General features: G+C 43.1%; 25 protein-coding genes. 7 read left to right on the plus strand and 18 right to left on the minus strand.

Annotated elements, in window-relative coordinates; genetic code table 11:
* Complete coding sequence (locus KPL72_RS00525; protein WP_249422031.1) at positions 1–408, plus strand: SufE family protein; 408 nt, start codon at positions 1–3, stop codon at positions 406–408.
* 8 nt (positions 409–416) lie between these two features.
* On the opposite strand, the gene KPL72_RS00530 is transcribed toward KPL72_RS00525, so the two are convergent.
* Positions 417–1,343 carry a LysR family transcriptional regulator gene (locus tag KPL72_RS00530; protein WP_219701136.1) on the minus strand — a complete coding sequence of 309 codons (927 nt, stop codon included), beginning with the start codon at positions 1,341–1,343 and terminating at the stop codon, positions 417–419.
* Positions 1,344–1,539: 196 nt separating this feature from the next.
* On the opposite strand from KPL72_RS00530, the gene KPL72_RS00535 reads away from it, so the two are divergent.
* The 5 genes from KPL72_RS00535 (at position 1,540) to KPL72_RS00555 (ending at position 8,574) form a co-directional block, all read left to right on the plus strand.
* Positions 1,540–3,372, plus strand: a complete 1,833-nt coding sequence (locus tag KPL72_RS00535; RefSeq protein WP_346729486.1) for an ABC transporter ATP-binding protein — start codon at positions 1,540–1,542, stop codon at positions 3,370–3,372.
* A gap of 46 nt (positions 3,373–3,418) precedes the next feature.
* Entirely contained in the window at positions 3,419–4,948 is a 1,530-nt protein-coding gene (locus KPL72_RS00540) for an ABC transporter substrate-binding protein (protein WP_219701138.1), read from the plus strand.
* A gap of 92 nt (positions 4,949–5,040) precedes the next feature.
* Complete coding sequence (locus tag KPL72_RS00545) at positions 5,041–5,964, plus strand: ABC transporter permease (protein WP_219701141.1); 924 nt, start codon at positions 5,041–5,043, stop codon at positions 5,962–5,964.
* A gap of 7 nt (positions 5,965–5,971) precedes the next feature.
* Positions 5,972–6,823 (plus strand): ABC transporter permease, encoded by an 852-nt coding sequence (locus KPL72_RS00550; protein WP_219701144.1) that lies wholly within the window; start codon positions 5,972–5,974, stop codon positions 6,821–6,823.
* Positions 6,820–8,574 carry a M14 family metallopeptidase gene (locus tag KPL72_RS00555; RefSeq protein ID WP_219701147.1) on the plus strand — a complete coding sequence of 585 codons (1,755 nt, stop codon included), beginning with the start codon at positions 6,820–6,822 and terminating at the stop codon, positions 8,572–8,574. Before KPL72_RS00550 ends, KPL72_RS00555 begins: the two co-directional genes overlap by 4 nt.
* 251 nt (positions 8,575–8,825) lie before the next feature.
* Here the strand turns inward: KPL72_RS00555 and KPL72_RS00560 are convergent, their stop codons facing one another.
* Genes KPL72_RS00560 through tcdA form a run of 4 tightly spaced genes read right to left on the minus strand, consistent with a single transcriptional unit; the run spans position 8,826 to position 10,790 of the window.
* Positions 8,826–9,260 (minus strand): LysE family translocator, encoded by a 435-nt coding sequence (locus tag KPL72_RS00560; protein ID WP_219701151.1) that lies wholly within the window; start codon positions 9,258–9,260, stop codon positions 8,826–8,828.
* Positions 9,261–9,285: 25 nt separating this feature from the next.
* Positions 9,286–9,693, minus strand: a complete 408-nt coding sequence (locus KPL72_RS00565; RefSeq protein WP_219701154.1) for a DCC1-like thiol-disulfide oxidoreductase family protein — start codon at positions 9,691–9,693, stop codon at positions 9,286–9,288.
* Positions 9,690–10,007 carry a N(4)-acetylcytidine aminohydrolase gene (gene yqfB / locus KPL72_RS00570; RefSeq protein ID WP_219701157.1) on the minus strand — a complete coding sequence of 106 codons (318 nt, stop codon included), beginning with the start codon at positions 10,005–10,007 and terminating at the stop codon, positions 9,690–9,692. Before yqfB ends, KPL72_RS00565 begins: the two co-directional genes overlap by 4 nt.
* Before the next feature lie 3 nt (positions 10,008–10,010).
* On the minus strand, positions 10,011–10,790 hold the full coding sequence (gene tcdA / locus KPL72_RS00575) for a tRNA cyclic N6-threonylcarbamoyladenosine(37) synthase TcdA (RefSeq protein WP_219701160.1): 780 nt from the start codon (positions 10,788–10,790) through the stop codon (positions 10,011–10,013).
* A gap of 115 nt (positions 10,791–10,905) precedes the next feature.
* Here tcdA and KPL72_RS00580 point away from each other — a divergent pair, with 115 nt between their 5' ends.
* Positions 10,906–11,646: a TrmB family transcriptional regulator gene (locus tag KPL72_RS00580; RefSeq protein ID WP_212917049.1), complete on the plus strand. Its 741-nt coding sequence runs from the start codon at positions 10,906–10,908 to the stop codon at positions 11,644–11,646.
* Positions 11,647–11,759: 113 nt separating this feature from the next.
* Here the strand turns inward: KPL72_RS00580 and KPL72_RS00585 are convergent, their stop codons facing one another.
* The 13 genes from KPL72_RS00585 to mnmG all read right to left on the minus strand — a co-directional run bounded on the left by KPL72_RS00585 (position 11,760) and on the right by mnmG (position 23,312).
* Entirely contained in the window at positions 11,760–12,179 is a 420-nt protein-coding gene (locus tag KPL72_RS00585; protein WP_072839335.1) for a F0F1 ATP synthase subunit epsilon, read from the minus strand.
* A 63-nt stretch (positions 12,180–12,242) separates the two neighbouring features.
* The gene (gene atpD / locus KPL72_RS00590; RefSeq protein ID WP_012072122.1) at positions 12,243–13,619 is read right to left on the minus strand and encodes a F0F1 ATP synthase subunit beta; all 1,377 of its coding nucleotides are present in this window, start codon (positions 13,617–13,619) and stop codon (positions 12,243–12,245) included.
* A gap of 29 nt (positions 13,620–13,648) precedes the next feature.
* Entirely contained in the window at positions 13,649–14,509 is an 861-nt protein-coding gene (atpG, locus tag KPL72_RS00595; RefSeq protein WP_212917050.1) for a F0F1 ATP synthase subunit gamma, read from the minus strand.
* 82 nt (positions 14,510–14,591) lie between these two features.
* Positions 14,592–16,136 carry a F0F1 ATP synthase subunit alpha gene (atpA, locus tag KPL72_RS00600; protein ID WP_012072124.1) on the minus strand — a complete coding sequence of 515 codons (1,545 nt, stop codon included), beginning with the start codon at positions 16,134–16,136 and terminating at the stop codon, positions 14,592–14,594.
* 38 nt (positions 16,137–16,174) lie between these two features.
* Positions 16,175–16,711 (minus strand): F0F1 ATP synthase subunit delta, encoded by a 537-nt coding sequence (locus tag KPL72_RS00605; protein WP_212917051.1) that lies wholly within the window; start codon positions 16,709–16,711, stop codon positions 16,175–16,177.
* 11 nt (positions 16,712–16,722) lie between these two features.
* Positions 16,723–17,193 (minus strand): F0F1 ATP synthase subunit B, encoded by a 471-nt coding sequence (locus KPL72_RS00610; RefSeq protein ID WP_212917052.1) that lies wholly within the window; start codon positions 17,191–17,193, stop codon positions 16,723–16,725.
* A 57-nt stretch (positions 17,194–17,250) separates the two neighbouring features.
* Complete coding sequence (gene atpE / locus KPL72_RS00615; RefSeq protein ID WP_012072127.1) at positions 17,251–17,508, minus strand: F0F1 ATP synthase subunit C; 258 nt, start codon at positions 17,506–17,508, stop codon at positions 17,251–17,253.
* A 66-nt stretch (positions 17,509–17,574) separates the two neighbouring features.
* A complete protein-coding gene (gene atpB, locus KPL72_RS00620) occupies positions 17,575–18,423 on the minus strand; it encodes a F0F1 ATP synthase subunit A (RefSeq protein ID WP_219701163.1) in 849 nt (282 codons plus the stop codon).
* 48 nt (positions 18,424–18,471) lie between these two features.
* Positions 18,472–18,879 (minus strand): ATP synthase subunit I, encoded by a 408-nt coding sequence (locus tag KPL72_RS00625; protein WP_198432079.1) that lies wholly within the window; start codon positions 18,877–18,879, stop codon positions 18,472–18,474.
* A gap of 164 nt (positions 18,880–19,043) precedes the next feature.
* Positions 19,044–19,928, minus strand: coding sequence for a ParB/RepB/Spo0J family partition protein (locus KPL72_RS00630; protein WP_212917054.1), 885 nt, complete (start codon positions 19,926–19,928; stop codon positions 19,044–19,046).
* A 45-nt stretch (positions 19,929–19,973) separates the two neighbouring features.
* On the minus strand, positions 19,974–20,741 hold the full coding sequence (locus tag KPL72_RS00635) for a ParA family protein (protein ID WP_212917055.1): 768 nt from the start codon (positions 20,739–20,741) through the stop codon (positions 19,974–19,976).
* Between the two features lie 3 nt (positions 20,742–20,744).
* Positions 20,745–21,371 carry a 16S rRNA (guanine(527)-N(7))-methyltransferase RsmG gene (gene rsmG, locus KPL72_RS00640; RefSeq protein ID WP_212917056.1) on the minus strand — a complete coding sequence of 209 codons (627 nt, stop codon included), beginning with the start codon at positions 21,369–21,371 and terminating at the stop codon, positions 20,745–20,747.
* 51 nt (positions 21,372–21,422) lie between these two features.
* Positions 21,423–23,312 carry a tRNA uridine-5-carboxymethylaminomethyl(34) synthesis enzyme MnmG gene (gene mnmG / locus KPL72_RS00645; RefSeq protein ID WP_212918807.1) on the minus strand — a complete coding sequence of 630 codons (1,890 nt, stop codon included), beginning with the start codon at positions 23,310–23,312 and terminating at the stop codon, positions 21,423–21,425.
* Positions 23,313–23,863 lie beyond the last annotated feature (551 nt).

Consider the following 23,863-nt stretch of genomic DNA (forward strand, 5'->3'; position numbering starts at 1 on the left):
ATGACGGACTCTTTAGGACAACAAAAGCCAGTAAACATAAAAGCCCAGCTACAAGCTTGCCGAAGCAAAGAAGAAACCTTTAAGGCTTTAGTGACGTTAAGCAAAACCTTACCGCGACTGTCCGTTGAAGAAAAAACCGAAGACAACAAGGTAAAAGGTTGTGAAAGCGCCGTTTGGCTCATCATGGAAGAAAACGATGGACTACGTCACTTCAAAGCCGACAGCGACGCCAAGCTCATGCGCGGCGTACTTGTCGCCCTACTCAGCTTGGTAGAAGGAAAAACACTAGCGGATATTCAACAAATGGACCTAAAAGCAGAGCTGGCGGAACTTAACTTATCAAGTTATCTAACCAGCTCTAGAACCAATGGTGTGTTGGCGATTTTGAATAAAATCAACACCATATAACATTGAGTTTATTTCTTCTGCATAACAACACAATCGTTATTAAACTCTCGCATTGTTTTAGCGACTTTTTGAATGCTCTGAGTAAAACTATATAAGGACTTATGTTGTCGCGCGTTTGTTGGGTACGCAAGTCCATAGGGGTAATAAATAGCAGGCTCAAAAGGACGAATAACCACACCATTTCCTTCCCATACCCTCGCAGCAAAAGGCTCCAATACCGCCACAGCTAAACCCGCAGCAATCATGGCATAGCCAGTATGTGATGTATCGATCATGATGCGCTGTTTGATCTGTGATTTTACAGAGTTTAATACTCCGCCTAACTCGCTCCAATAGACAGGCGAACTGTCAACCACGGTCAGTACCGTTTCGCCGATTAAATCTTGCGCGCAAATCACTGCTTTTTTAGCTAACGGATGATCAGACCTTGCAGCAAAGACAAATCGAGCATTACCGATAAATTCTCGCTCAATACCGATTAATTGAGGCAATTCCAACCCTATTGCTAAATCAATCGAGTTAGTCTGTAGCTTCATCACCAGCTCAGCCATGCTATCAGTATGAATAGTAACGTGTTCTTCAGGAAAGAATCTTTTATGTTCCTGCAAGGCAAGAGGTAATAAGGAAGTCGCAATCGCTGATGTACTGGCTATTTTTAACTCGCTTGGTGTTCTTGTTCGGATTTTTGACGCTACCGACTCGAGCTTCTCGAGCCCTAAAAAACTTTCTTCTACGGAACGAAAAAATTCTGCGGCTTCATGAGTCGGATGCAGTCGCCCTTTACGACGGTCAAACAAAGAAAAACCTAACGAATGCTCAAGATCACTGAGTAAACGACTCACTGCAGGCTGAGAAACATGCATTTCAGCTGCGGCTGCCGCTGTTGTTCCGCGCAACATGATGTAACGAAACGCCTCTACTTGCCTGAATTTCATACAGTAAGTTCCTTATTCAATAACATTTGATTATCAAGCATACGATAATATAAGTGGAAGTCATCGTATTAAATAAACATTATGAAAGTAGGTAAAGAATAAGAATTTTGAAAACAACTTAGGTATTTTATCGAACACTCACTTAAGCAGGTTGCTACTTAACTAAAGAGCCTGTGCCAAACGTAAGGATTATTTAGTGACAGACATCTCATCCGCCCCAATACTGACCGTCGAGAATTTATCGGTGGAATTCGGTCAATCTCGCGTTATTGATGATCTTAATTTTTCTGTCATGGCCGGCCGAACACTCGCCATCGTTGGCGAGTCTGGGTCTGGGAAATCTGTTACATCTCAATCTATTATGCGCTTAGCTGAAAGTACCGGCGCTAGCTACCCAACTGGACGCATACTCTTCTCCACTGAAAAGGGCGAAGTGGATCTACTCTCTCTTTCGCAACAACAAATGCGCTCTATCCGCGGCAAAGACATTGCGATGATCTTTCAAGAGCCAATGACTTCGTTGAACCCAGTTTTCACCATTGGCGATCAAATTTCAGAATCCCTGTCTTTACACAAAAAAGTGACCAAAGCCGAAGCGCTTGAAGAAAGCGTCAGATTATTAAAAATGGTTCGTCTTCCGGATGCTGAAGATATGCTCAAGCGTTATCCTCACCAGCTATCCGGCGGCATGAGGCAGCGAGTGATGATTGCGATGGCACTAGCGTGTCGACCAAAGATTTTAATTGCCGACGAGCCTACAACCGCTCTCGATGTCACGATCCAAGCACAAATTTTAACCATCCTTCACGATCTCCAAAAGGAACTCGACATGGCGGTGATTTTTATCACCCATGATATGGGTGTCGTTGCCGAAATAGCGGACGACGTTGTAGTGATGTGGAAAGGTAAAAAAGTTGAGCAAGGCGCAGTAAAAGAGCTGTTTGCCAACCCTCAACATCCTTATACCAAAGCCTTATTATCCGCAGTTCCAAAGCTAGGCAGCATGACAGGAGAAGCCTTTCCAAAACGCTTCCCTATTACCGTGATGGATGGCGAAAACCCACGCTTAATAGGTGAAGAAAAAACACAGGATACCGCTCGATATAATGACGGACCTCTGTTATCTGTACGAGATCTAGTCACTCGCTTTGATAGCAAGAAAGGCTTTTTTGGCGGCGTTACTCATCGTGTACATGCCGTAGAAAAAGTCAGCTTTGATATTTTTCGTGGCGAGACACTCGCTCTTGTTGGGGAATCAGGCTCTGGTAAATCAACCATAGGTCGAACCATTCAACAACTGCAAAAAGCCACCAGCGGCGACATTAGCTTTGAAGGCAACCCATTTGCCACAATGAGTAAAGCCGATAAACAGCGCTTACGTCAGGAAATTCAATACATTTTCCAAGACCCGTTAGCCTCTCTTGATCCACGAAAAACCATTGGCTTCTCTATTGCTGAACCTATTAAAACTCACGACTTAATTCGCGGTGAAAAGAACATTCAGAAAAGAGTCCATGAGCTATTAGAGCGAGTTGGATTAACCGCTGAGCATGCTAAACGTTATCCTCATCAGTTTTCAGGTGGTCAGCGTCAGCGTATCTGTATTGCCCGAGCTCTTGCCTCAAACCCTAAATTAATCATCGCTGATGAGGCTTTGTCAGCGCTTGATGTGTCCATTCAAGCACAGATCATTAATCTTTTTATGGAACTGCAAGAAGAACACGGCATCGCGTATTTGTTTATTAGCCACGATATGGCTGTGGTCGAAAAAATGAGCCACCGAGTGGCGGTACTGTATCTTGGGCAAGTGGCCGAACTTGGCTCTCGCCAACAAATTCTGGAAACACCATCTCACCCTTACACACAACGTTTGCTTAGCGCAGTGCCTATTGCCGACCCAACTATTAAACGTGATTTAGGTCGCCTAAGTGGTGAGATTCCAAGTCCTGTTAGACGAGTAGGAGACGAGCCCCGCATCCTGCCCCACAAAGAAATCGCGCCGGGACATTTTGTTGCTGACGCATCATAAAAATAACAATTTACCCAACTATCACAAAAGAACGGAGAGTTGAAAAATGAACAGTAAAAAATCATTAGGGATGGTATTAAAAACCCTCGCTATTACCGGCAGCTTAACCGCTGCAAGCTTAAGCTTTGCCAGCACATTAACCGTATCTTCACCACAAGATCCGGGAAGTTGGGACCCAATCGATACCTTTTTGGTGAATTGGGCTTCCGTCGCGACCAATATCTATGATGGCTTGACCTATCGTGGCCCAGACCTAAAACTGCAGCCAGGTCTTGCTACCTCTTGGGAGCAATTGGATGACGGCAAGCGCATTCGTTTTATTTTACGCCAAGGGGTTAAATTTCACGATGGTGAAGACTTTAATGCCGCGGCAGTGAAATTTACCTTTGATCGTTTAATGGGCGATGAAGGTAAAAAAGGCCCACAGCGTTCCAATTATTCCGCCATAGATTCAGTCGAAGTCATTAATGACTACACTGTCGACTTCCATCTAAAAGCGGCTGATCCTGTACTACTTACCAAGTTGGCAGGTTATGGCGCCATGATAGTGCCGCCAAAATACATTCAAGAAAAAGGCGAAGACTTTTTCAATACCCATCCAGTTGGCACTGGGCCATTTAAATTTGCCTCTTACGAGCCAAAGGTAGGTATTAAATTAGAAGCCTATGCAAACCATTGGGGTGGCGCGCCGAAGTTAACTAACCTCAACTATCGTTTTATCAGCGAGCCTTCGACTGCGGTTGCTGAGCTACAATCTGGACGCGTTGATTTGGTTATTCCGCCAACTATCCCGATAGGCATGATTACCACCATCGAAAAAGATCCGAATCTTAAAGTGGTCACCACTATCAGCCCTACGGTATACGCATTACGTTTCAATACTAAAAATGGCATTACCAAAGACGAAAAAGTCCGTAAAGCATTGATTTATGGTGTAGATCGTCAGGCAATCATTGATTCCATTCTAGGTGGCCAAGCGGCTCAAATTACCAGTTTCCAAAGTGCTATTTCATTTGGTGACGATCCATCCATGACGCCACTTCCTTATGATCCAAACAAAGCCATGCAGCTTCTTAAAGAAGCAGGTATTAAACCTGGCACCAAGATTCAAATCGATATCCGTGGCAATGACGCCACGTTTAACGAAGTCTCTCAGGCCGTTGCCAGTTATCTACAAATTGTCGGTCTAAATGCCACGATTAAACCTTATGAAACCAATGTGCTACTCAATGACATTATTCCTGCAGGTAAGACTGGCGAAATGTTCCAACAATCTTGGGGTGGTTGGACACTGGATTACGACAATACGGCGTATTTCATGTATCACACAGGCGAAAAGTGGAACCCATACGACAGTGATCCAGCACTAGACAAACAATTAGAGTCTCAACGTTCGATTACTGATCGTGCCAAGCGTGAAGAAATTTTGCAGTCCATCGCTCACTACACAGCAAACCGAGCCCTGGAAATGCCATTGTATAGCCTAAATGCTATTTTCGGTGTATCTAAAAGAGTAAAAAACTTTACACCTGTACCTGATAGTCGTTTGCGCTTAACCGATGTCACTGTCGAATAAGCCACTCTACTGATCTTAACTCACTAAGGTAAACAGCATTGCTCAGTCTATTACTAGCTGAGCAATGCCCATTGTTTTTAAAAGGAAAAGTCATGGCGAACTTTTTAATGAAACGATTTCTGCAAGCAGTATTTGTGCTGCTAGCCGTTACCCTAATCGTTGCTTTTGCTATACGTCTAACAGGAGATCCAGCTCTTATGCTGACTCAAGGCGCAGGCAGTGTGACCGAAGCTGATTTGATGATGATTCGTGAAGCACTAGGCATCAATAAGCCCTTTTTTGTTCAGTATTTTGATTTTCTAAAAGGCTTATTTAGCTTCGATTTTGGTCGTAGTTTCATGGGAGGAACGCCAGTGGCTGATCTTATCAGCAAGTCCTTACCTGCAACCCTAATCCTCGCTGCATCGGTTATGTTTATATCCATTGTTATTTCCATTCCTTTAGGTATCAAAGCCGCTATTTCAAAGGGTAAATGGCCAGACCAACTGATCCGTATTGTTTCTTTAATTGGCTTGTCTTTCCCGAATTTTTGGTTAGCTATCATGTTGGTTTTGATCTTTTCGATCTGGCTGCAGTGGTTACCACCGAGTGGCATGGATGGCTTTGCTAGTTTCTTAATGCCCGCTTTTACTATGGCGATTATCTTAACGGCAACCAATGTTCGTCTGGTTCGCTCGTCTATGCTGGAAACCCTTCAGGCACAATACATTATGGTCGCGAGAGCAAAGGGCCTTAGCGAAAATAAAGTGCTCTATAAACACGCTTTACGCAATTGTGCGATTCCATTGATTACCTATTTTGGCTTGCAATTCGGTGGGTTATTAGGTGGGATAGTCATCATTGAACGCGTCTTCAATTGGCCAGGTCTTGGCACACTTGCCTTCGATGCGGTAAGTGGACGCGACTATCCAGTACTGCAAGCCGTTATCACCATCCTGTCCATGCTTATCGTTAGCGTTAACCTATTGGTTGATATTGCCTATGGCTTGATCGATCCACGCATTCGTACGGAGTAATAAGACTATGTCAGCGAATCGTTTTAGTGCCTCTCTTTCTCGCTATAAAAGCTTGGAATTTATCCTTGGTATTCTACTAACCGGAGGTATTTGTTTTTTAGTCGTGTTTTCCGACTTCTTATTTCAAGGCGCCGATAAAATCAATTTATCTGCTCGCTTATTAGAGCCGTTTACTCACGCAGAGCACTTTTTTGGCACCGATCCACTGGGTCGTGATGTGATGGCTCGCATGGTATCAGGCGGTAAAATCTCATTACAAGTGGGCTTTTTATCTGTGGCAGGCGCCGTGGTATTCGGCGTAATAATGGGCTTAGTCTCAGGTTATTATCGAGGCTTCTGGGATGTCATTGTCATGCGCTTTGCGGATGTTCAGCTGGCGATGCCATTTATTCTTTTGGCTATTACCTTCATTGCCATTGTTGGTGGCGGTTTGGCTAATATGATTTTTCTATTGATTATTTCGCAATGGGTTCAGTACGCAAGATTGGTACGCGGCTCGGTTCTGTCTCTTCGTGATCGTGAATTTATCCAGTCCGCACAAGCCATTGGCGTCAGTCACTTTAGTATTTTATTCCGTCACTTACTGCCTAATCTTATTGGTCCTGTCATCGTTTTAATGACACTGAATGTGGCAAACAACATCTTGCTAGAAAGTAGTTTGACCTTTCTAGGTCTTGGCGTCGATCCATTAACCCCAAGCTGGGGCGGTATGCTCGCTGATGGCCGTACTTATATTCAGAATGCTTGGTGGGTCAGCGTCTTTCCCGGCCTTGCTATCTTGTTAACCGTTCTAGGATTGAACCTTTTGGGTGATTGGCTACGTGACAGCCTTGATCCTACCGGCAGGACTTCACGATGACTCATATTTTCTCCACCACCATTACACCAACAACTCACCAGTTGGTAGAACAATTTGGCAAACCTGAGTATCAGGGACAACTAATTGAAGCTTGGGTCTTTGCCGATAAAATTCATCGCTTACAAGCTGAGGCTGCGCTATTAGATTTAGGGGTAAAAGCCAAACTACGCAGTGCCTATAAGCCACTACTGCACTTCTTTTTAGAAGACATTGATGTGTTATCAAGCCAAATCACACGGATTGAAGTGCATTATCCTCTGCATGAGGCCGCTTCAGAAAAGCGCTTTTTGCTTGAGACTTACCCTATTTCCACTTTGGTCGGTAAAGCAAACATCGATTTTATTGCCAATCCGAAGTCAGCCGATTGTTATGAAGTGATTTTACGCTCAGCAACAGGGGTTCAAACTCAACATAAAATTTTCACCCCCAATCATCTGCACCTAGATTTTATCAGTCAAACTCATCTGTCACCAACGGGTTGGCTAAAAATAACCGATTCGGAAGGTAAACTGTCGACTAATGAACGCCTCGTTACAGATTATGAATCCCTATTTTCAGCAGGAATGAAGGCTATTTCACAATACGCTTGGACAGGCATCGAGCCGTATTTTGAAGAACTAAATATCCAAGTATGCCTACCTTGGCAAGCTCAGCAACTAGCACACAAACACGAAGTGATCAGCCTAAGTGAAGCCTTACATGAAGATTTTTATTTTTCATTGCAGGAATGGTTCAAAACCAAAGCGGGTTATCTTCCAAATGATAGAGAAGGACAACCAGGTCAGATCGTCCCTGAGATAAACCATATCGATGAAAATATTCTCAGTATTAAAGTCGAAACCCGACCTTATCAAAGACAAAATTCAACAGGTCAGCAGACTCTAGAAATAGCCGATGCTCCGATCAGTATGGAGCAAGTAGAGGTAGAGCTGGCAAAAATAACCGGTGATACTTTTACCGCCAACACGATTACTGGACGAAAAGTAACTGCTCGCTACCATAAAGGCACAGACTTTCCGGTCATGATCAGTGGCGGACAACACGCCAATGAAACAACAGGTGTGGTTGGAACGCTGCGTGCTGCTCAAATTCTTAATCAACAAAAAGACAGCCACTTTACTATTTCGCCATTAGAAAACCCTGATGGCTACGCGCTGCATCAGAGGTTGATCAGAGACAACCCTCATCACATGCATCATGCTGCTCGTTATACCGCCTTAGGTGATGATTTAGAGTATCGAGTGAAAGGAGCACTTTATGAAAAAGAAATTCGCCATAAAGCGCGAGAAATAAGCCAAGCACAGTTACATATAAACCTTCATGGTTACCCATCACATGAATGGACTCGCCCGCTTTCTGGCTACGTCCCTCGTGGTTTTGATATGTGGACCATACCGAAAGGTTTTTTCTTAATATTACGTCACAGCGCCGATAAAAAATGGACAGCTTATGCAGAAGAGTTCGCACACCTAGTCACTTTAAAGCTGATTAAAATCCCAGGTGTATTAGCTTTCAATAATGAACAGGTTGAGCTTTATAGGAAGCATGCAGGAAAAACTAACTTTCGTATTATAAACAGCTTCCCCTGCCTGATTTCACAAGGCAAGCCCGAAGACATTCCAATGCAGCTTATAACTGAATACCCAGATGAAACCATCTATGGAGAACATTTCATTACCGGCCATGACGTACAGACAGCCACCGTCTTGGCGGCCTATGAAGTGCATCAGTTACTATCGGCTAATCAATAACAAAGATCTAGGCCGACAAGCGATACTTGTCTGGCCTATTAAATGAACAATGCATCGTCATTTATATATAAAACCTGTTACTTAGCTTTTATTTACAAAGATCAATGACAAACCAAAGCCTATAAATATTCCGCCAGTTAATCGATGAAAGATCCGGTTAATGTTATCTCTCGCTAAATACTGGCTAATTGATGTGGTTGCTAACGCATAAATACTCAGCCCAACAAAAGAGCAACAGGCAAATGTCCCTGCTAATAGACAGAGGCTTGATTTAGATCGATAAACTGAGGAAACACCGCAGTATAAAATGCGATGGCTTTCGGGTTACTCATTCCAACTACATACGCTTCCATAAAAAGCTTTTTGCCGGACCCCAATGACTTAGCATCCGTTTGTGGATCAGGTTTCGTATATCGAGACTTCCAAGCTTTAACACCAAGATATATTAAGTATAAGCCGCCAATAACTTTGATCAGGCTAAACAGTAAATCAGAAGCCAGAATAATAGCTCCCAACCCTGCAGCCGATAAACTGGCTAGCGTCATGACTGCCGCAATATTTCCTGCAATGCCTCGCAAGGATTGCCAAAAACCAAAGCTCGCGGAGTTTTTTATAGCAAGTAACATCGCTGGGCCAGGTGAAAAAGTCGCGACTAAGCAAATCAATAAAAACAACCAATAATCCATTTCCATTTTCCTTCTGTTAACTGAATTAGAACCTATCGTTATCTTCTTGCTTTAGGTTGTTAATCTTCGTCTTGCCCAAGATTTTCAACAACAGATTACGGCAATACCTTAATATAGGGTACAAAATAGCAGCGACTTTTTTGGAGCTAAACAGCCAATAATTCAGGCGATTAAACACACCAGATCGGCCGCTAAGCAAGGCTAAAAGATGAATGGCATCCGAACCATAGTAGAGCTGTCCATCCATTTTCAATACCATACCTTGATCGATGTCCAAACCCTTAGCAGTAACTTCTTTCAATACTTCAGGATTCTCTCTCGCATCAATGAGTACCAACTCTCCGACGCTTTGACGTATACGAACTATTTGACAATAAAAATGGCAAGCGGGACATTCTTTGTCATAGATAAGCAAAATCTGTTTGTCTGTCATGCATCAACCAGCTGATAAGAGATCAAATACAACTGTTGAATCCCTGGGTAAATGACCTGAATCACGTCCCTCAATCCATCCAAGGTCATGTTTTCTTGCTCGGCATGATAATCCGTTAAAGCGTCAAACAAGACCGGTTCGACAAAGAGTATTTTTAATCGACAAAACACCCGACCCTCTTCGAAGGTAGATACGGTTACAACCGAACCGGGAACATAGTGCTTTTCCGCTTCATCTCGCAAAGTAATGGTCTTCTTGCCAGATAGAATATCGGCCTCAAAGCGTTCAAAGAAAGTCATGGTTGTCGGTGTCATTGCTTAATTAGCCTTCTGTGCCAGTTTTTCCAATACTCTCGACACCGCCACAAACGCGAAGGAAGCTGTAACTGCTGTACTAGCACCAAAACCAGTGTCGCAATTCATTTTGGTTTCCGTATCGCCTTTTAAACGTTGATGAGAAACCGTGCCGTCGCCTTGCGGGTAGCGCAATTGCTCGGTGGAATAGACACATTCGATATCAAAGCGGCGCTTGGGATTACGGGTGAAATTGTAATGTCGTCTCAAGAAATTACGTAACTTCGCCGCGAGCGGGTCTTTTTCTGTTTTTGAAAGATCACCAATTAAGATTTTCGTTGGATCAATTTGACCGCCTGCGCCACCGACGGTAATGACTTTACGCTTGTTGCTCTTACTCCACGCCATTAGAGCAGCTTTTGGTTTGATGCTATCAATGCAATCAATAATGTAGTCAAACGGCGTAGAGAGCAGCTCAGAGATGTTTTCAGGAGTAATAAAGTCTTCGATGCAGGTTACTTGGCAATCAGGGTTAATCAACTTAATACGTTCCGCCATGACATCGACTTTTGATTGACCAATGTTGCCGTCTAGAGCATGAATTTGACGGTTGGTATTGGTGATGCAAACATCGTCCATATCAATAAGGGTAATGTATCCAATACCTGAACGTGCCAGTGCTTCTGCTGCCCAAGAACCAACGCCACCAATACCGATGACACAAACGTGAGCTTGATTAAAAAGCTCATACGCGGCATCGCCATATAAACGGCGAATACCACCAAATCGTTGATCGTTTGTCACTTTTCTCTCCTCGCAGAAGGTTCTACCCTGCGCTTTTTATGTCAATGAGTGTATTCTGTGAACTTAGAAAATACAGATTACATTCTATAAATAATTACCATGTACTGTGAGCCGTATGATTCAGCAAGCTTTTGAAATGCTTGGTTTAACACCAAGAGAAACACAACTTTACCAAACACTATTAAAGCTAGGACCTTCTTCCATTCGAGATATTGCCGAACACAGCGGCATCAATCGCGGTACGGCCTATGAGTCGCTAAAACAGTTACAAAGCAAAGGCATCGTTAGCTACTTTCCAAAAGGAAAACGCCGATTATTTACCGCTGAAAACCCAGACATTCTGTTAAACCTAGCGGAAGAAAAACGCAACCGCCTAGACAAAACCATCGAAAATCTGAAGAACACTATCATTCCTAACTTGCATCAACAGCAACCAGATTATCATCAAACTCATGTTCGCTATTACGAAGGCGATGATGGCATAGAATGGGTTTTGCGCGATATTTTAAACGTGGTATCGCAACAAGACCACAAAGAATACTGTGTGTTTTCATCCAAGCCGATTCGTCCATTCTTGTATCGCCCTTTTCCAAACTACACAAAACAACGTGTAAAGCTTGGTATTAACGTAAAAGTTATAGCCCTTGGGGATGGTGGTGAGGAAGCACAGTTGTCGGAACGTAAGTGGATTAAAACGGAAGGTTCGGTCGACGCTAGCTATATCGCTATCTATCCACCCAAATGTGCGATTATTTCTTTGGCGAGTAACAACTTCCCTTCTGCCGTGGTTTTGGAATCTAAAGACATCGCCAAAGCACAGCAGATCATCTTCGATACCTTATGGAAGATGCTTTAAAGAGGCGACTTTTCTATTAAATAACAGGCCCTTAAATAACATACCCTAAATAGCAGACAATAAAAAAGCAGCTCGAAAGCTGCTTTTTTTGACTTCAAACTCAACATTACCGCTTATTTGTGATCGCGGAACTGCTGAATAGTACGCAAGCGGGCCATAGCTTCTGCTAGTTCCACTGTCGCACGAGTGTAGTCGACGTCAGGTTTTTGGTTAGCCAAAAGCTCTTTAGCATGTTCCTGAGCTTTTAGTGCCGCCTCTTCGTCCAGATCTCTTGCACGAGTGGCTGTGTTAGCCAAGACGGTGACGCGGTGCGGTTGAACTTCTAGGAAGCCACCGGACACGAAGATTATCTCTTCGTCACCATTTTCTTTAACCACACGAACAGGACCTGGTTGCAGAGTAGTCAACAATGGCGCGTGACCAGGCATAATGCCCAAATCGCCATAGCTGCCTGCAGCCACAAGAGATTGTACCGTACCGGAAAAAATCTCTTGTTCAGCGCTTACGATATCGCAGTGTACTGTGATAGCCATAAGTTGCCTCTCTTAGTCATACTTAGCAAAAGCGTTTTACAACGCTTTTGCTACGCGTGATGGTTAAAGTTTCTTAGCTTTCTCGACAGCTTCGTCGATGCTACCAATCATGTAGAACGCTTGCTCTGGAAGATCATCGAACTCACCATCCAAGATGCCTTTAAAGCCACGAATCGTGTCTTTCAAAGAAACATACTTACCTGGAGAGCCAGTGAATACTTCTGCTACGAAGAAAGGCTGAGACAAGAAACGCTGGATTTTACGAGAACGGTTAACCGTTTGTTTATCTTCTTCAGATAACTCGTCCATACCCAAGATTGCGATGATGTCTTTCAATTCTTTGTAACGCTGCAATACCATTTGAACGCCACGTGCTACGTCGTAATGCTCTTGACCGATAACTAATGGGTCAAGCTGACGTGAAGTAGAATCAAGAGGATCGATCGCTGGGTAGATACCCAAAGATGCGATGTCACGAGACAATACAACGGTTGCGTCCAAGTGAGAGAACGTTGTTGCTGGAGACGGGTCAGTCAAGTCATCCGCAGGTACGTATACCGCTTGAACAGACGTGATAGAACCAGTCTTAGTAGAGGTGATACGTTCTTGAAGAACACCCATCTCTTCAGCAAGTGTAGGCTGGTAACCTACCGCAGATGGCATACGACCTAGCAATGCAGATACTTCTGTACCCGCAAGCGTGTAACGGTAGATGTTATCTACGAAGAAAAGTACGTCACGACCTTCGTCACGGAACTTCTCAGCCATTGTCAAACCAGTCAAAGCAACACGTAGACGGTTACCTGGTGGCTCGTTCATTTGGCCGTATACTAGAGATACTTTATCGATTACGTTCGAGTCAGTCATCTCGTGGTAGAAGTCGTTACCTTCACGAGTACGCTCACCAACACCAGCGAATACAGAGTAACCGCTGTGCTCGATTGCGATGTTACGGATAAGTTCCATCATGTTTACGGTTTTACCTACACCGGCACCACCAAACAGACCAACTTTACCACCTTTCGCGAAAGGACAAACAAGGTCGATAACCTTGATACCCGTTTCTAGCAATTCGTTGCTAGAAGACTGCTCAGCATAAGAAGGAGCTGAACGGTGAATTGACCAACGCTCTTCTTCGCCGATTGGGCCTTTTTCGTCAATCGGATTACCTAGAACGTCCATAATACGTCCTAGTGTTTTAGTACCAACTGGCACAGAAACTGGTTTGTTTGTATTTTCTACAACCAAGCCACGTTTAATACCGTCAGTGGAACCCATTGCGATGGTACGAACAATACCGTCGCCTAGTTGTTGTTGAACTTCCAACACCAACTGTTTACCCTCAATGGTCAGGGCATCATATACTTTTGGCACGCTATCACGTGGGAATTCCACGTCCATTACCGCGCCAATAACCTGTACGATGTGTCCGCTACTCATGTTCGGATCCTCTTAAATACCTAAATACCTTAAACCGCTGCCGCGCCGCTGACTATCTCAGAAATTTCCTGAGTAATCGCTGCTTGACGAGCCTTGTTGTACACCAACTGCAATTCATCAATGATATCGCCGGCGTTGTCTGTTGCGTTTTTCATAGCAAGCATACGAGCTGCTTGTTCACACGCAATATTCTCAACCACTGACTGATATACTTGAGATTCAATATAGCGAACCAATAATTCGTTCAAAATTTCAACGGCTTCTGGTTCATAAATGTAATCCCAGTGGTGCTTTAACTCTGTATTCTCTTCCGCTTTTAATGGCAAAAGTTGTTCAACCGTCGGGTTTTGAGTCATGGTATTCACGAACTCATTTGAAACCACATAAAGACGATCGATACGACCTTCGTCAAATGCGTCTAGCATCACCTTTACGCTACCGACTAAATCGTCAGCTTTTGGTGCATCACCTAAACCGGTGAAGGCTGCTGTTACATTTCCGCCGTAGTTACGAAAGAATGAAACGGCTTTGCTGCCGATTGCACAGATGTCGATTTCAACACCAGTATCAGCAAATTGTTTCATATCTCTAATGGCTTTTTTGAACACGTTAACGTTCAAACCACCACATAAACCACGATCAGAAGAGATTACGATATAACCAACACGCTTCGCCTCACGTTCGGTAAGGTAACGGTGTTTATACTCAGGATTCGCGTTGGCCAAATGACCAACTACTTGGCGAATTCGTTCCGCATACGGACGAGAAGCGGCCATACGATCCTGAGCTTTACGCGTTTTACTTGCAGCTACTTTTTCCATAGCACGAGTAATTTTACGCGTATTGTTAATGCTCGAAATCTGAGTACGTATCTCTTTTCCGACTGCCATAATAGAACTGCCCTTGTGAGAATGTTATTTCACAAACTGCAAGAAAGTGGTGACAAGCTTTAATCGCTTGTCACCAAACTCATTACCAAGTTTGCGTCGCTTTAAACTTCTCGATTGCCGCTTTAAATGTCGCTTCAATCTCGCCGTTAAAATTACCAGTTTTGTTAATGTCAGCCATAAGATCAGTGTGTTCACTGTTCATGTAGCTCAACAAAGCAGTTTCAAAACTACCAATTTTGCTTGTTTCAACATCTTCAAGGAAGCCATCATTAGCAGCGTAAAGAACTACGCCCATATCAGCTACAGACATAGGTGAGAACTGCTTTTGTTTCATCAGTTCAGTAACCTGTTTACCGTGCTCTAACTGCTTACGAGTCGCTTCGTCTAGGTCAGATGCGAACTGAGCGAAAGCCGCCAATTCACGGTACTGAGCCAATGCAAGACGAATACCACCGCCAAGTTTCTTGACGATCTTAGTTTGTGCTGCACCACCTACACGAGATACCGAAATACCTGCGTTCATCGCTGGACGAATACCGGCGTTAAACGAGCTCGTTTCCAAGAATATCTGACCATCTGTGATGGAGATAACGTTGGTTGGTACGAATGCAGATACGTCACCACCTTGAGTCTCGATGATTGGCAATGCGGTCAAAGAACCCGTTTTGCCTTTCACTTCACCATTGGTGAATTTCTCTACGTAATCAACGTTTACACGTGATGCACGCTCAAGAAGACGAGAGTGAAGATAGAATACGTCACCTGGGTAGGCTTCACGACCTGGCGGACGACGTAGAAGCAAAGAGATCTGACGGTAAGCCCAAGCTTGCTTGGTCAAATCATCATAAATGATCAATGCGTCTTCACCGCGGTCACGGAAATATTCACCCATAGTACAGCCAGTGTATGGCGCTATGTAAAGCATTGCTGCTGGATCAGATGCGCCAGCTGCTACTACTGTGGTGTATTCCATTGCGCCAGCTTCTTCAAGCTTACGCACGACGTTAGCAATTGTAGATTGTTTCTGACCGATCGCTACGTACACACACTTAATGCCAGAATCTTTCTGAGCAATAATGGTATCGATTGCTAGTGCAGTCTTACCAATCTGACGGTCACCGATGATCAACTCACGTTGACCACGACCAATTGGCACCATAGCGTCAATTGCTTTGTAACCTGTTTGAATCGGTTGATCAACTGACTGACGTTCGATTACGCCTGGCGCCACTTTTTCAACTTTATCAGTTAGTTTTGCATTGATAGCGCCTTTGCCGTCGATTGGGTTACCCAATGCGTCAACAACACGACCAAGCAATTCAGGTCCGATTGGAACTTCCAATATACGACCTGTACATTTAACTTTTTGACCTTCTACAAGGTCTTGGTATTTACCAAGTACTACTGCACCGACAGAGTCACGCTCTAGGTTCAAAGCAATACCATAAACACCACCAGGGAATTCAATCATTTCCCCGTACATAACATCTGCCAAGCCGTGGATCAGAACGATACCGTCTGCCACGCTGACAATTGTGCCCTCATTTTGGGCATCAGAAGATACATCGAGGTTCTCGATGCGCTTCTTGATAATCTCGCTGATCTCAGATGGATTCAGTTGCTGCATGCTAAATTCCTCAACCCTGGTTTCGATTTAACGAAACACTAGGAGTTTATCGCCTCGGCCAGTTTCGCTAATTTACCGCGTACTGAACCGTCGATGATTAAGTCACCTGTACGAATAACCACGCCACCGATTAGGCTTGCGTCTGTTTCACTGGTTAAGTTGACCGTACGATCCAACTTTTTAGCCAGTGAAGCGGCTAATGCTTGTGTTTGTTCTGCTGTTAATTCAAATGCAGACGTAAATTGAACATTTACGGCTTTTTCAAAATTCAGTTTGAACTGTAAAAATAACTCAGAAATAGCAGGAAGAAGCGATAAACGCTTATTCACAGCAAGAGCAAGCAAAAATGCTTTACCTTGTTCTGTCGTTACTTCTGCACAAACGTCCGCTAGAGCGTTTGCCTTCTCTTCCGCACTAAAAGCTGGATTCCCAAGTGCTTTTTTAAGCTTAGGTTCAACTGTTACAGCAGCTAATACGTTTAACATATCAGCCCACTCAACAATGTGACCTTGCTCTCTAGCAACTTCGAAAACCGCTTTAGCGTACGGTCGCGCGACTGTTTTTAATTCAGCCATTAGACCCTCGCTTAAAGCTCTTTGGCGAGCTGTTCAACGATCTCGCTATGTGCTTTTTCGTCAATGGTGGCTCCCAAAATCTTCTCGGCACCAGCAAATGCAAGAACGGAAACTTGAGCACGCAATGCTTCTTTAGCACGCATAACGTCTTGTTCGATCTCTGCTTGAGCTGCTTCGCGCAGACGCTTGCCATCGGCAATCACCTGCTCTTTTGCCTCGTCGACCATTTGGTTCGCACGTTTGTTGGCTTGTTCAATAATCTCGGCCGCGTTCTCTTTGCTTTCACGTAGGATTTGAGTGGCTTGTTCTTGTGCCAACTCAAGGTCACGTGAAGCACGGTTCGCTGCTTCCAAACCGTCTGCAATTTTTTTGCTGCGCTCTTCGAGCGCAGCAATTACTGGTGGCCACACGTATTTCATGCAGAACCAGACAAAAATAGCAAACGAGATAGCTTGGCCTAGAAGTGTGAGATTTAAGTTCACGCTAATACCCTCGCTTTTAGTCGTTTAAAAATCATTCCCGCAAAGTTTTGCAGAATATTAACCAGCGACCAAAGCAACAAAAGGATTCGCAAAAGTGAAGAACAATGCGATACCTACACCGATCATAGTTACGGCATCTAGAAGACCCGCTACGATGAACATTTTAACTTGCAGCATTGGAACCATTTCTGGTTGACGCGCAGCGCCTTCCAAGAATTTTCCACCCAAAATACCAAAACCAATCGCAGTACCTAGGGCACCTAGACCGATTAGAAGGGCTACAGCGATCGCAGTAAGACCAACTACAGTTTCCATTTTAACTCCTACATTTTCACAGTTTTAGATAAGGTTTAAAAAATTATTACTTTAAAGAACACACACTTAGTGATCTTCGTGCGCCATACTTAAGTAGACGATAGTCAACATCATAAAGATGAAGGCTTGAAGCACGATGATCAAAATATGGAATATTGCCCATGGCACAGACAGAGCCCATTGTAGACCCCAAGGCAATATAGCAATCAAAATAAAGATCAATTCACCAGCATACAAGTTACCGAACAATCGCAATGCTAATGAAACAGGTTTCGCAAGTAGACCAACACCTTCAAGTAATAAGTTGAAAGGGATCATCCATTTGCCAAATGGCTGTAACGTCAGTTCACCAACAAAACCACTTACGCCTTTCACTTTGATGCTGTAGAAAACGATCAAAGCAAAAACAGAAAGTGACATGCCTAACGTGGCATTAATGTCTGTTGTTGGAACAAATTTGAAATAGACATGATTAGGATCAGCGCCAAACACTGAAGTACCAATCATTTGAGCGACAGCAGGCAAGAAATCAACAGGGATTAAATCCATGAAGTTCATCAAGAAAACCCAAACAAAAATAGTAAGTGCTAAAGGTGCAATGACCTTGCTCTTACCATGAAAGGTTTCTTTGACACTGCCATCAACAAATTCAACCATAAGCTCTACAAAGTTTTGTAGCCCTGAAGGTGTATCTGTTGAAATTTTCTTTGCGGCCTTACGGAACAACCATAGAAACAATAAGCCTAAAGCAATCGAAACTGCCATAGTGTCTACATGAATTGCCCAGAATCCCATATCTGCTGCTTCTTTAGCATCATGGGCAAGACCCCATGTTCCATCAGGATGTTGACCGTAGGTCAAATTCTGAAGGTGATGCTTTATATATGAAGAAGCTGTTGGACTTTCAATACCCATACTTATATCCACGCTCTCTCAATGATTAAAATCCTATTACCTATCGTTCTAGGTATTTCTTAGTACGATAGGACTGAGCCAATGACTCAAAATGGCACCGCCAAAACCTGCAAAGAAAGCCCCTGCAGCTAATGGTTTTATCAGAAGAAAAACCAGCGACAATAAAACAACTGTCATAGCTAATTTACCAGCTTCTCCTCGATAGAATGATCTAACGACATCTTTTGCTGGGCGCGTCCCTTTGTAACCAAAGATTCGCCAAGCCATATAAACACTCGGCAATATGCTGGTTAAAGCACCTAATATAAACGAGTACCCATACAGACCACCAGCAATGTAAAAAATTCCCAAAGAAACTAAAAAAGTGAGTAAAAATTGCAATAAAAGGAAACGAAATATAGCCTTCTTTTTAGCGCTTATAATTGCACTCGCGCTTAGTGGCTTTTTTGTCTCCATTACCCGACTCTCTTTTCGCACTATAAAAGTGCAATCAATGTGATGATTTACAAAATTCGAGGCATTATATGGGTAATAGCTGCTGTGTTCAACTTAAACTGATTCTCACGATCACTTTCTAGCCATCTTGTCTAGATAGAAAAAAGCACTTGTCACGAATTGCTTCATTTCCCTGCAAGCAGTTCGCTGATCAAGAGTTCTAGGTGTTCAGGGTTACGATACTCAATAACCAACTTGCCCTTTCCTTTGGCTGAAGGCTGTATTTTTACCGCAGCATTAATTTTTTGACTAATGCGTTCTGCTTCTGCACTTAAATCAGGCAGGGAAGGCTTGTTATCTTCATTTGTTTCAACAACTTGAAAGTTTTTCACTAATCTTTCTGTTTCACGGACAGATAAGGATTTAGTAACAACTTGTGATGCAGCTTGAATTTGTTTGTCGTGCTCTAAAGGCAATAAAGCTCGCGCATGACCCATTTCAATATCGCCATGCTCTAACAAACGACGAACTTCCGGCGTCAAACCTAACAAGCGCAATAAATTCGCTACGGTCGAACGAGATTTACCAACAGTATCCGCAACTTCTTGTTGGGTAAGGTGAAAATCTTCGACCAAACGCTGTAACGCCAGTGCTTCTTCGACTGGGTTTAGATCTTCACGTTGAATATTTTCAATCAAAGCAAGAACCACAGCATCAGCATCTTCTACATGACGAACGATAACAGGAACTTGCGTTAAATCTGCCAATTTTGCAGCACGCCAACGGCGCTCACCGGCGATGATTTCGTATTGATTATGACCACTTGGTCGCACAACGATAGGCTGCATAATACCTTGATTACGAATTGAAGCCGCTAGATCTTCTAATTGCGCAGGATTCATGTCACGACGAGGTTGGAATTTGCCTTTAGAAAGCCATTCCACAGGTAAGTAAGTCAGGCCTTTTATTTGTTCATTATTAGAGCCACTTTCAGCCTCATTGGTTGGCGTCGCTTGTGGTGCCAATAATGCATCTAAGCCACGACCTAGACCTCTTTTTTTCATCGTCATTTCATTAACCCTAATTGGTATTAAACTACGCTTATAAAACAGTAATTATGCAACAGATTTTCTAATAAACTCACCTGCTAATGCGAGGTAAGCGATAGCGCCACGAGACTGTTTTTCATAATGCAAGACAGGTAAACCGTAACTTGGAGATTCCGCCAAACGAATATTTCTAGGGATCACGGTATCATAAACCTTACTGCCAAAATGCTTATGAAGTTGGCTAGATACATCATGCGTTAAGCTGGGACGAGGATCATACATGGTTCGTAAAATACCTTCGACCTCTAGAGATGGATTTAACGCTTGAGTAATACGATTGATCGTTTGTAATAACGCCGTTAAACCTTCTAAAGCGTAGTATTCACACTGCACAGGAATCAATACGCCTTGAGAAGCGGCTAAGGCATTTACCGTCAACATATTCAATGCAGGCGGGCAGTCTAACAGTATGTAATCGAAGTCATTGTCGACTTCGTACAAACCTGCGCGCAGACGAGTTTCTTTGCTTGGTAAATCAAGTAAAACCACTTCCGCACCCGTTAAATCGCCGTTTGCAGGCAATACCCAGTAGTCTCCAGGCATGCTTTTTCTCATGACTTCTTTTACGCCATGAGAACCAATCAATACGTCGTAGACGCTCGTATCTAACTCTTCTTTGGTAAAGCCACTTCCAGTGGTCGCATTACCTTGCGGATCTAAATCGATTAATAATACTCGGCGCTTCATTGCCGCCAGTGACGCCGCTAAATTGACACAGGTAGTGGTTTTGCCAACACCACCTTTTTGGTTGGTAACTGCGATGATTCTTGCCATGCTTTATCCTTTACGCGTCATCACTACCATGTGACGCTCCGCCTGAACATTTGGCACATTAAGAGGCTCTACAGATACTAAACCAACCTCTTTCGGTAGCGCCGCTATTTCTTCACTAGGGTAAACCCCTTTCATGGCTAGAAAATTACCCGTCTCTTTGGGGAGAGGTAAAGTCCAATTAATCATATCTTGTAATGAAGCAAAAGCTCGAGAAATGACATGATCGTATTCCCCTTGGTGAGGGTGTTTTTCAACACGTTCATTTGCTACCGTGGCGTTATGAATACCCAATTCCATTTTAACTTGCGTAAGGAAACGTGTTTTTTTGCCGTTACTATCAAGTAAGGTGAAACGTTTTTCAGGATAACATATAGCAAGCACCATACCAGGTAAGCCAGGTCCAGTACCAACATCTATAATATTGTCCCCTGTTATAAAAGGTAAAGTCGCCAAACTGTCTAATAAGTGCAAAGAGATCATTTGCTCAACATCTCGAATAGCAGTCAGGTTGTAAGCCTTGTTCCACTTTTCTAGCATGGCTAGGTATTTTACAAGAGTCTGAATCGTTTCATCAGATAAAGCAGCGCCCATTTGTTGGGCGCCTTTTTGAATAGTGTCAAAGTGTGTCACAGTCGATCCATTTCTATAAAGATAGCAATTAGGGATTATCGGCTGATGATTCTAGGCACTTTTGCGCGCAATCGCACGTTTTTTCAAGTGAATTAATAGTAAGGATACTGCAGCAGGCGTCACACCTTGGATTCGAGAAGCCGCAGCAAGCGTGGCAGGACGCAACTGAGTCAGCTTTTGCTTGATCTCATTTGATAAACCTTCCATCTTGGAATAATCCAAATCATCAGGTAATACAGTATTTTCCTGACGGCGTAAACGCTCAATGTCTTCTGCTTGACGAGTGATATAACCCGCGTATTTCACCGCAATTTGGACTTGTTCAGAAACCTGTTCATCAACAGGCTCATCAAGAGCATTTTTTAAATTCGCAATATCGGAATAAACTATATTCGGACGCTTAAGCAAATCTAACAAACTGTACTCATGAGTAATCGGTGTTTCTAGTTTTGGATTAATGCTTTCTGCTTCTGGAGTATTTGGCACAATCCAACTAGATTTAAGCCGCTGTGTTTCTAACTCAATGGCTTCGCGTTTTTTGCAGAAGGCAGCCCAACGTTCATCAGAAACCAAGCCAAGTTCACGACCCTTCTCTGTTAAACGCATATCGGCGTTGTCTTCACGCAAAATCAAGCGATATTCCGCACGACTAGTGAACATACGGTATGGTTCTTTCGTACCCATGCTAATAAGATCATCAACCAATACACCTAGATATGCTTCATCACGTCTAGGTGTCCAGGCGTCTTTGTCTTGTGCAAGCAACGCCGCGTTTAAACCAGCAAGTAAGCCTTGAGCGCCCGCTTCTTCGTAGCCTGTTGTACCATTGATTTGTCCAGCAAAGAACAAACCAGGCATGTGTTTGGTTTCTAAGGAATATTTCAAATCTTGCGGATTAAAATAATCGTATTCAATCGCATAGCCTGGACGAATAATATGAGCATTTTCCATGCCTTTCATCGAGCGAACGAGCTCAATTTGCACATCAAATGGCAAGGAGGTCGAAATACCATTTGGATAAAGTTCGTGCGTCGTTAAACCTTCTGGCTCGATAAAAATCTGATGTGAGTTTTTATCGGCAAAACGTACAATTTTATCTTCAATAGAAGGGCAATAACGTGGGCCAACACCTTCAATCACACCTGTGTACATAGGTGATCTGTCCATGCCCGCACGAATAATATCATGGGTGCGTTCGTTGGTATGAGTAATAAAGCACTCAATTTGACGAGGGTGCATTGCGCGATTGCCCATGTAAGACATAACTGGATCAATATCATCACCCGGTTGTGCTTGCATTTGTGAGAAGTCAACAGAGCGAGCATCAATTCGTGGTGGTGTACCGGTTTTTAAGCGATCAACACGAAATGGCAAAGCACGTAGTTTTTGTGCCAGGCCAATGGATGGTGGATCTCCAGCTCGACCACCTGAGTGGTTTTGTAAGCCAATGTGAATAACACCACCTAAAAAAGTACCAGCTGTTAAAACAACGGTTTTACTATTAAAACGTATACCTGTTTGAGTAATAACACCACGAGCAGCGCCATCTTCAACAATAAGATCTTCTGCAGATTGTTGGAAAAGCCATAAATTTTCTTGGTTTTCTAACTTATGACGAATTGCTGCTTTATATAATATACGGTCTGCTTGAGCACGAGTTGCTCGAACAGCAGGACCTTTGCGGGAATTCAAAGTACGAAATTGAATACCAGCTTGATCTGTTGCTAATGCCATAGCGCCGTCTAAAGCATCTATTTCTTTTACAAGATGGGACTTCCCAATGCCACCAATGGCAGGGTTACAGGACATTTGTCCTAAAGTTTCAATGTTGTGAGAAAGTAACAAAGTTTTAACGCCCATACGTGCTGCAGCTAAAGCCGCTTCTGTACCGGCATGTCCGCCACCAACCACAATCACATCAAAGCGACTTGGGAAATCCACAGGAACCTCGGTATTACTAATAAATAGAAAAATGAATAAAAAACGATCAACCATCGATTGAGGCCGCTTAGTATATAGGCAAATTTCCAAAAAGAAAGAGATCGAAACCCTCTTATCCCGGTCATCAATATTAATATATTTAAGTAAGTATATAAGTTCTTTTATGTTTGTTATGTTTATATAGCAAGCAAATATCTGTGCATAAAATAAAAAAAACTATATTTATTAAATATTTACATAGATAACATCTTGTTAAGACAGGGCGGGTTATCTTGTGGTGTGGATAACCTGAACCTGTGTATAAAATAGCTACTTATACAGAGTCGATTTTTAAAGCCAAAGTTGTTAAAAACTGTGCAAAACTTCTTATCAACCTATCACCATACTTATCAACAGGCGTTTTTTTGTGTTTTAAATACGTTAAATTGTTGTTTTAAAAAGATTTATAATTTTTTTAACACAAAATTCACCATTTTTTTTTTAAATTTAATCCACAAGAAAATAAATTAAAAAAATCCATTTAGGCGTATTTTTTCTACATCACTAATGTG

Origin of the sequence: Marinomonas lutimaris (assembly GCF_019426345.1) — a bacterium.
In the GTDB taxonomy this organism is placed as follows: Bacteria; Pseudomonadota; Gammaproteobacteria; order Pseudomonadales; family Marinomonadaceae; genus Marinomonas; species Marinomonas lutimaris.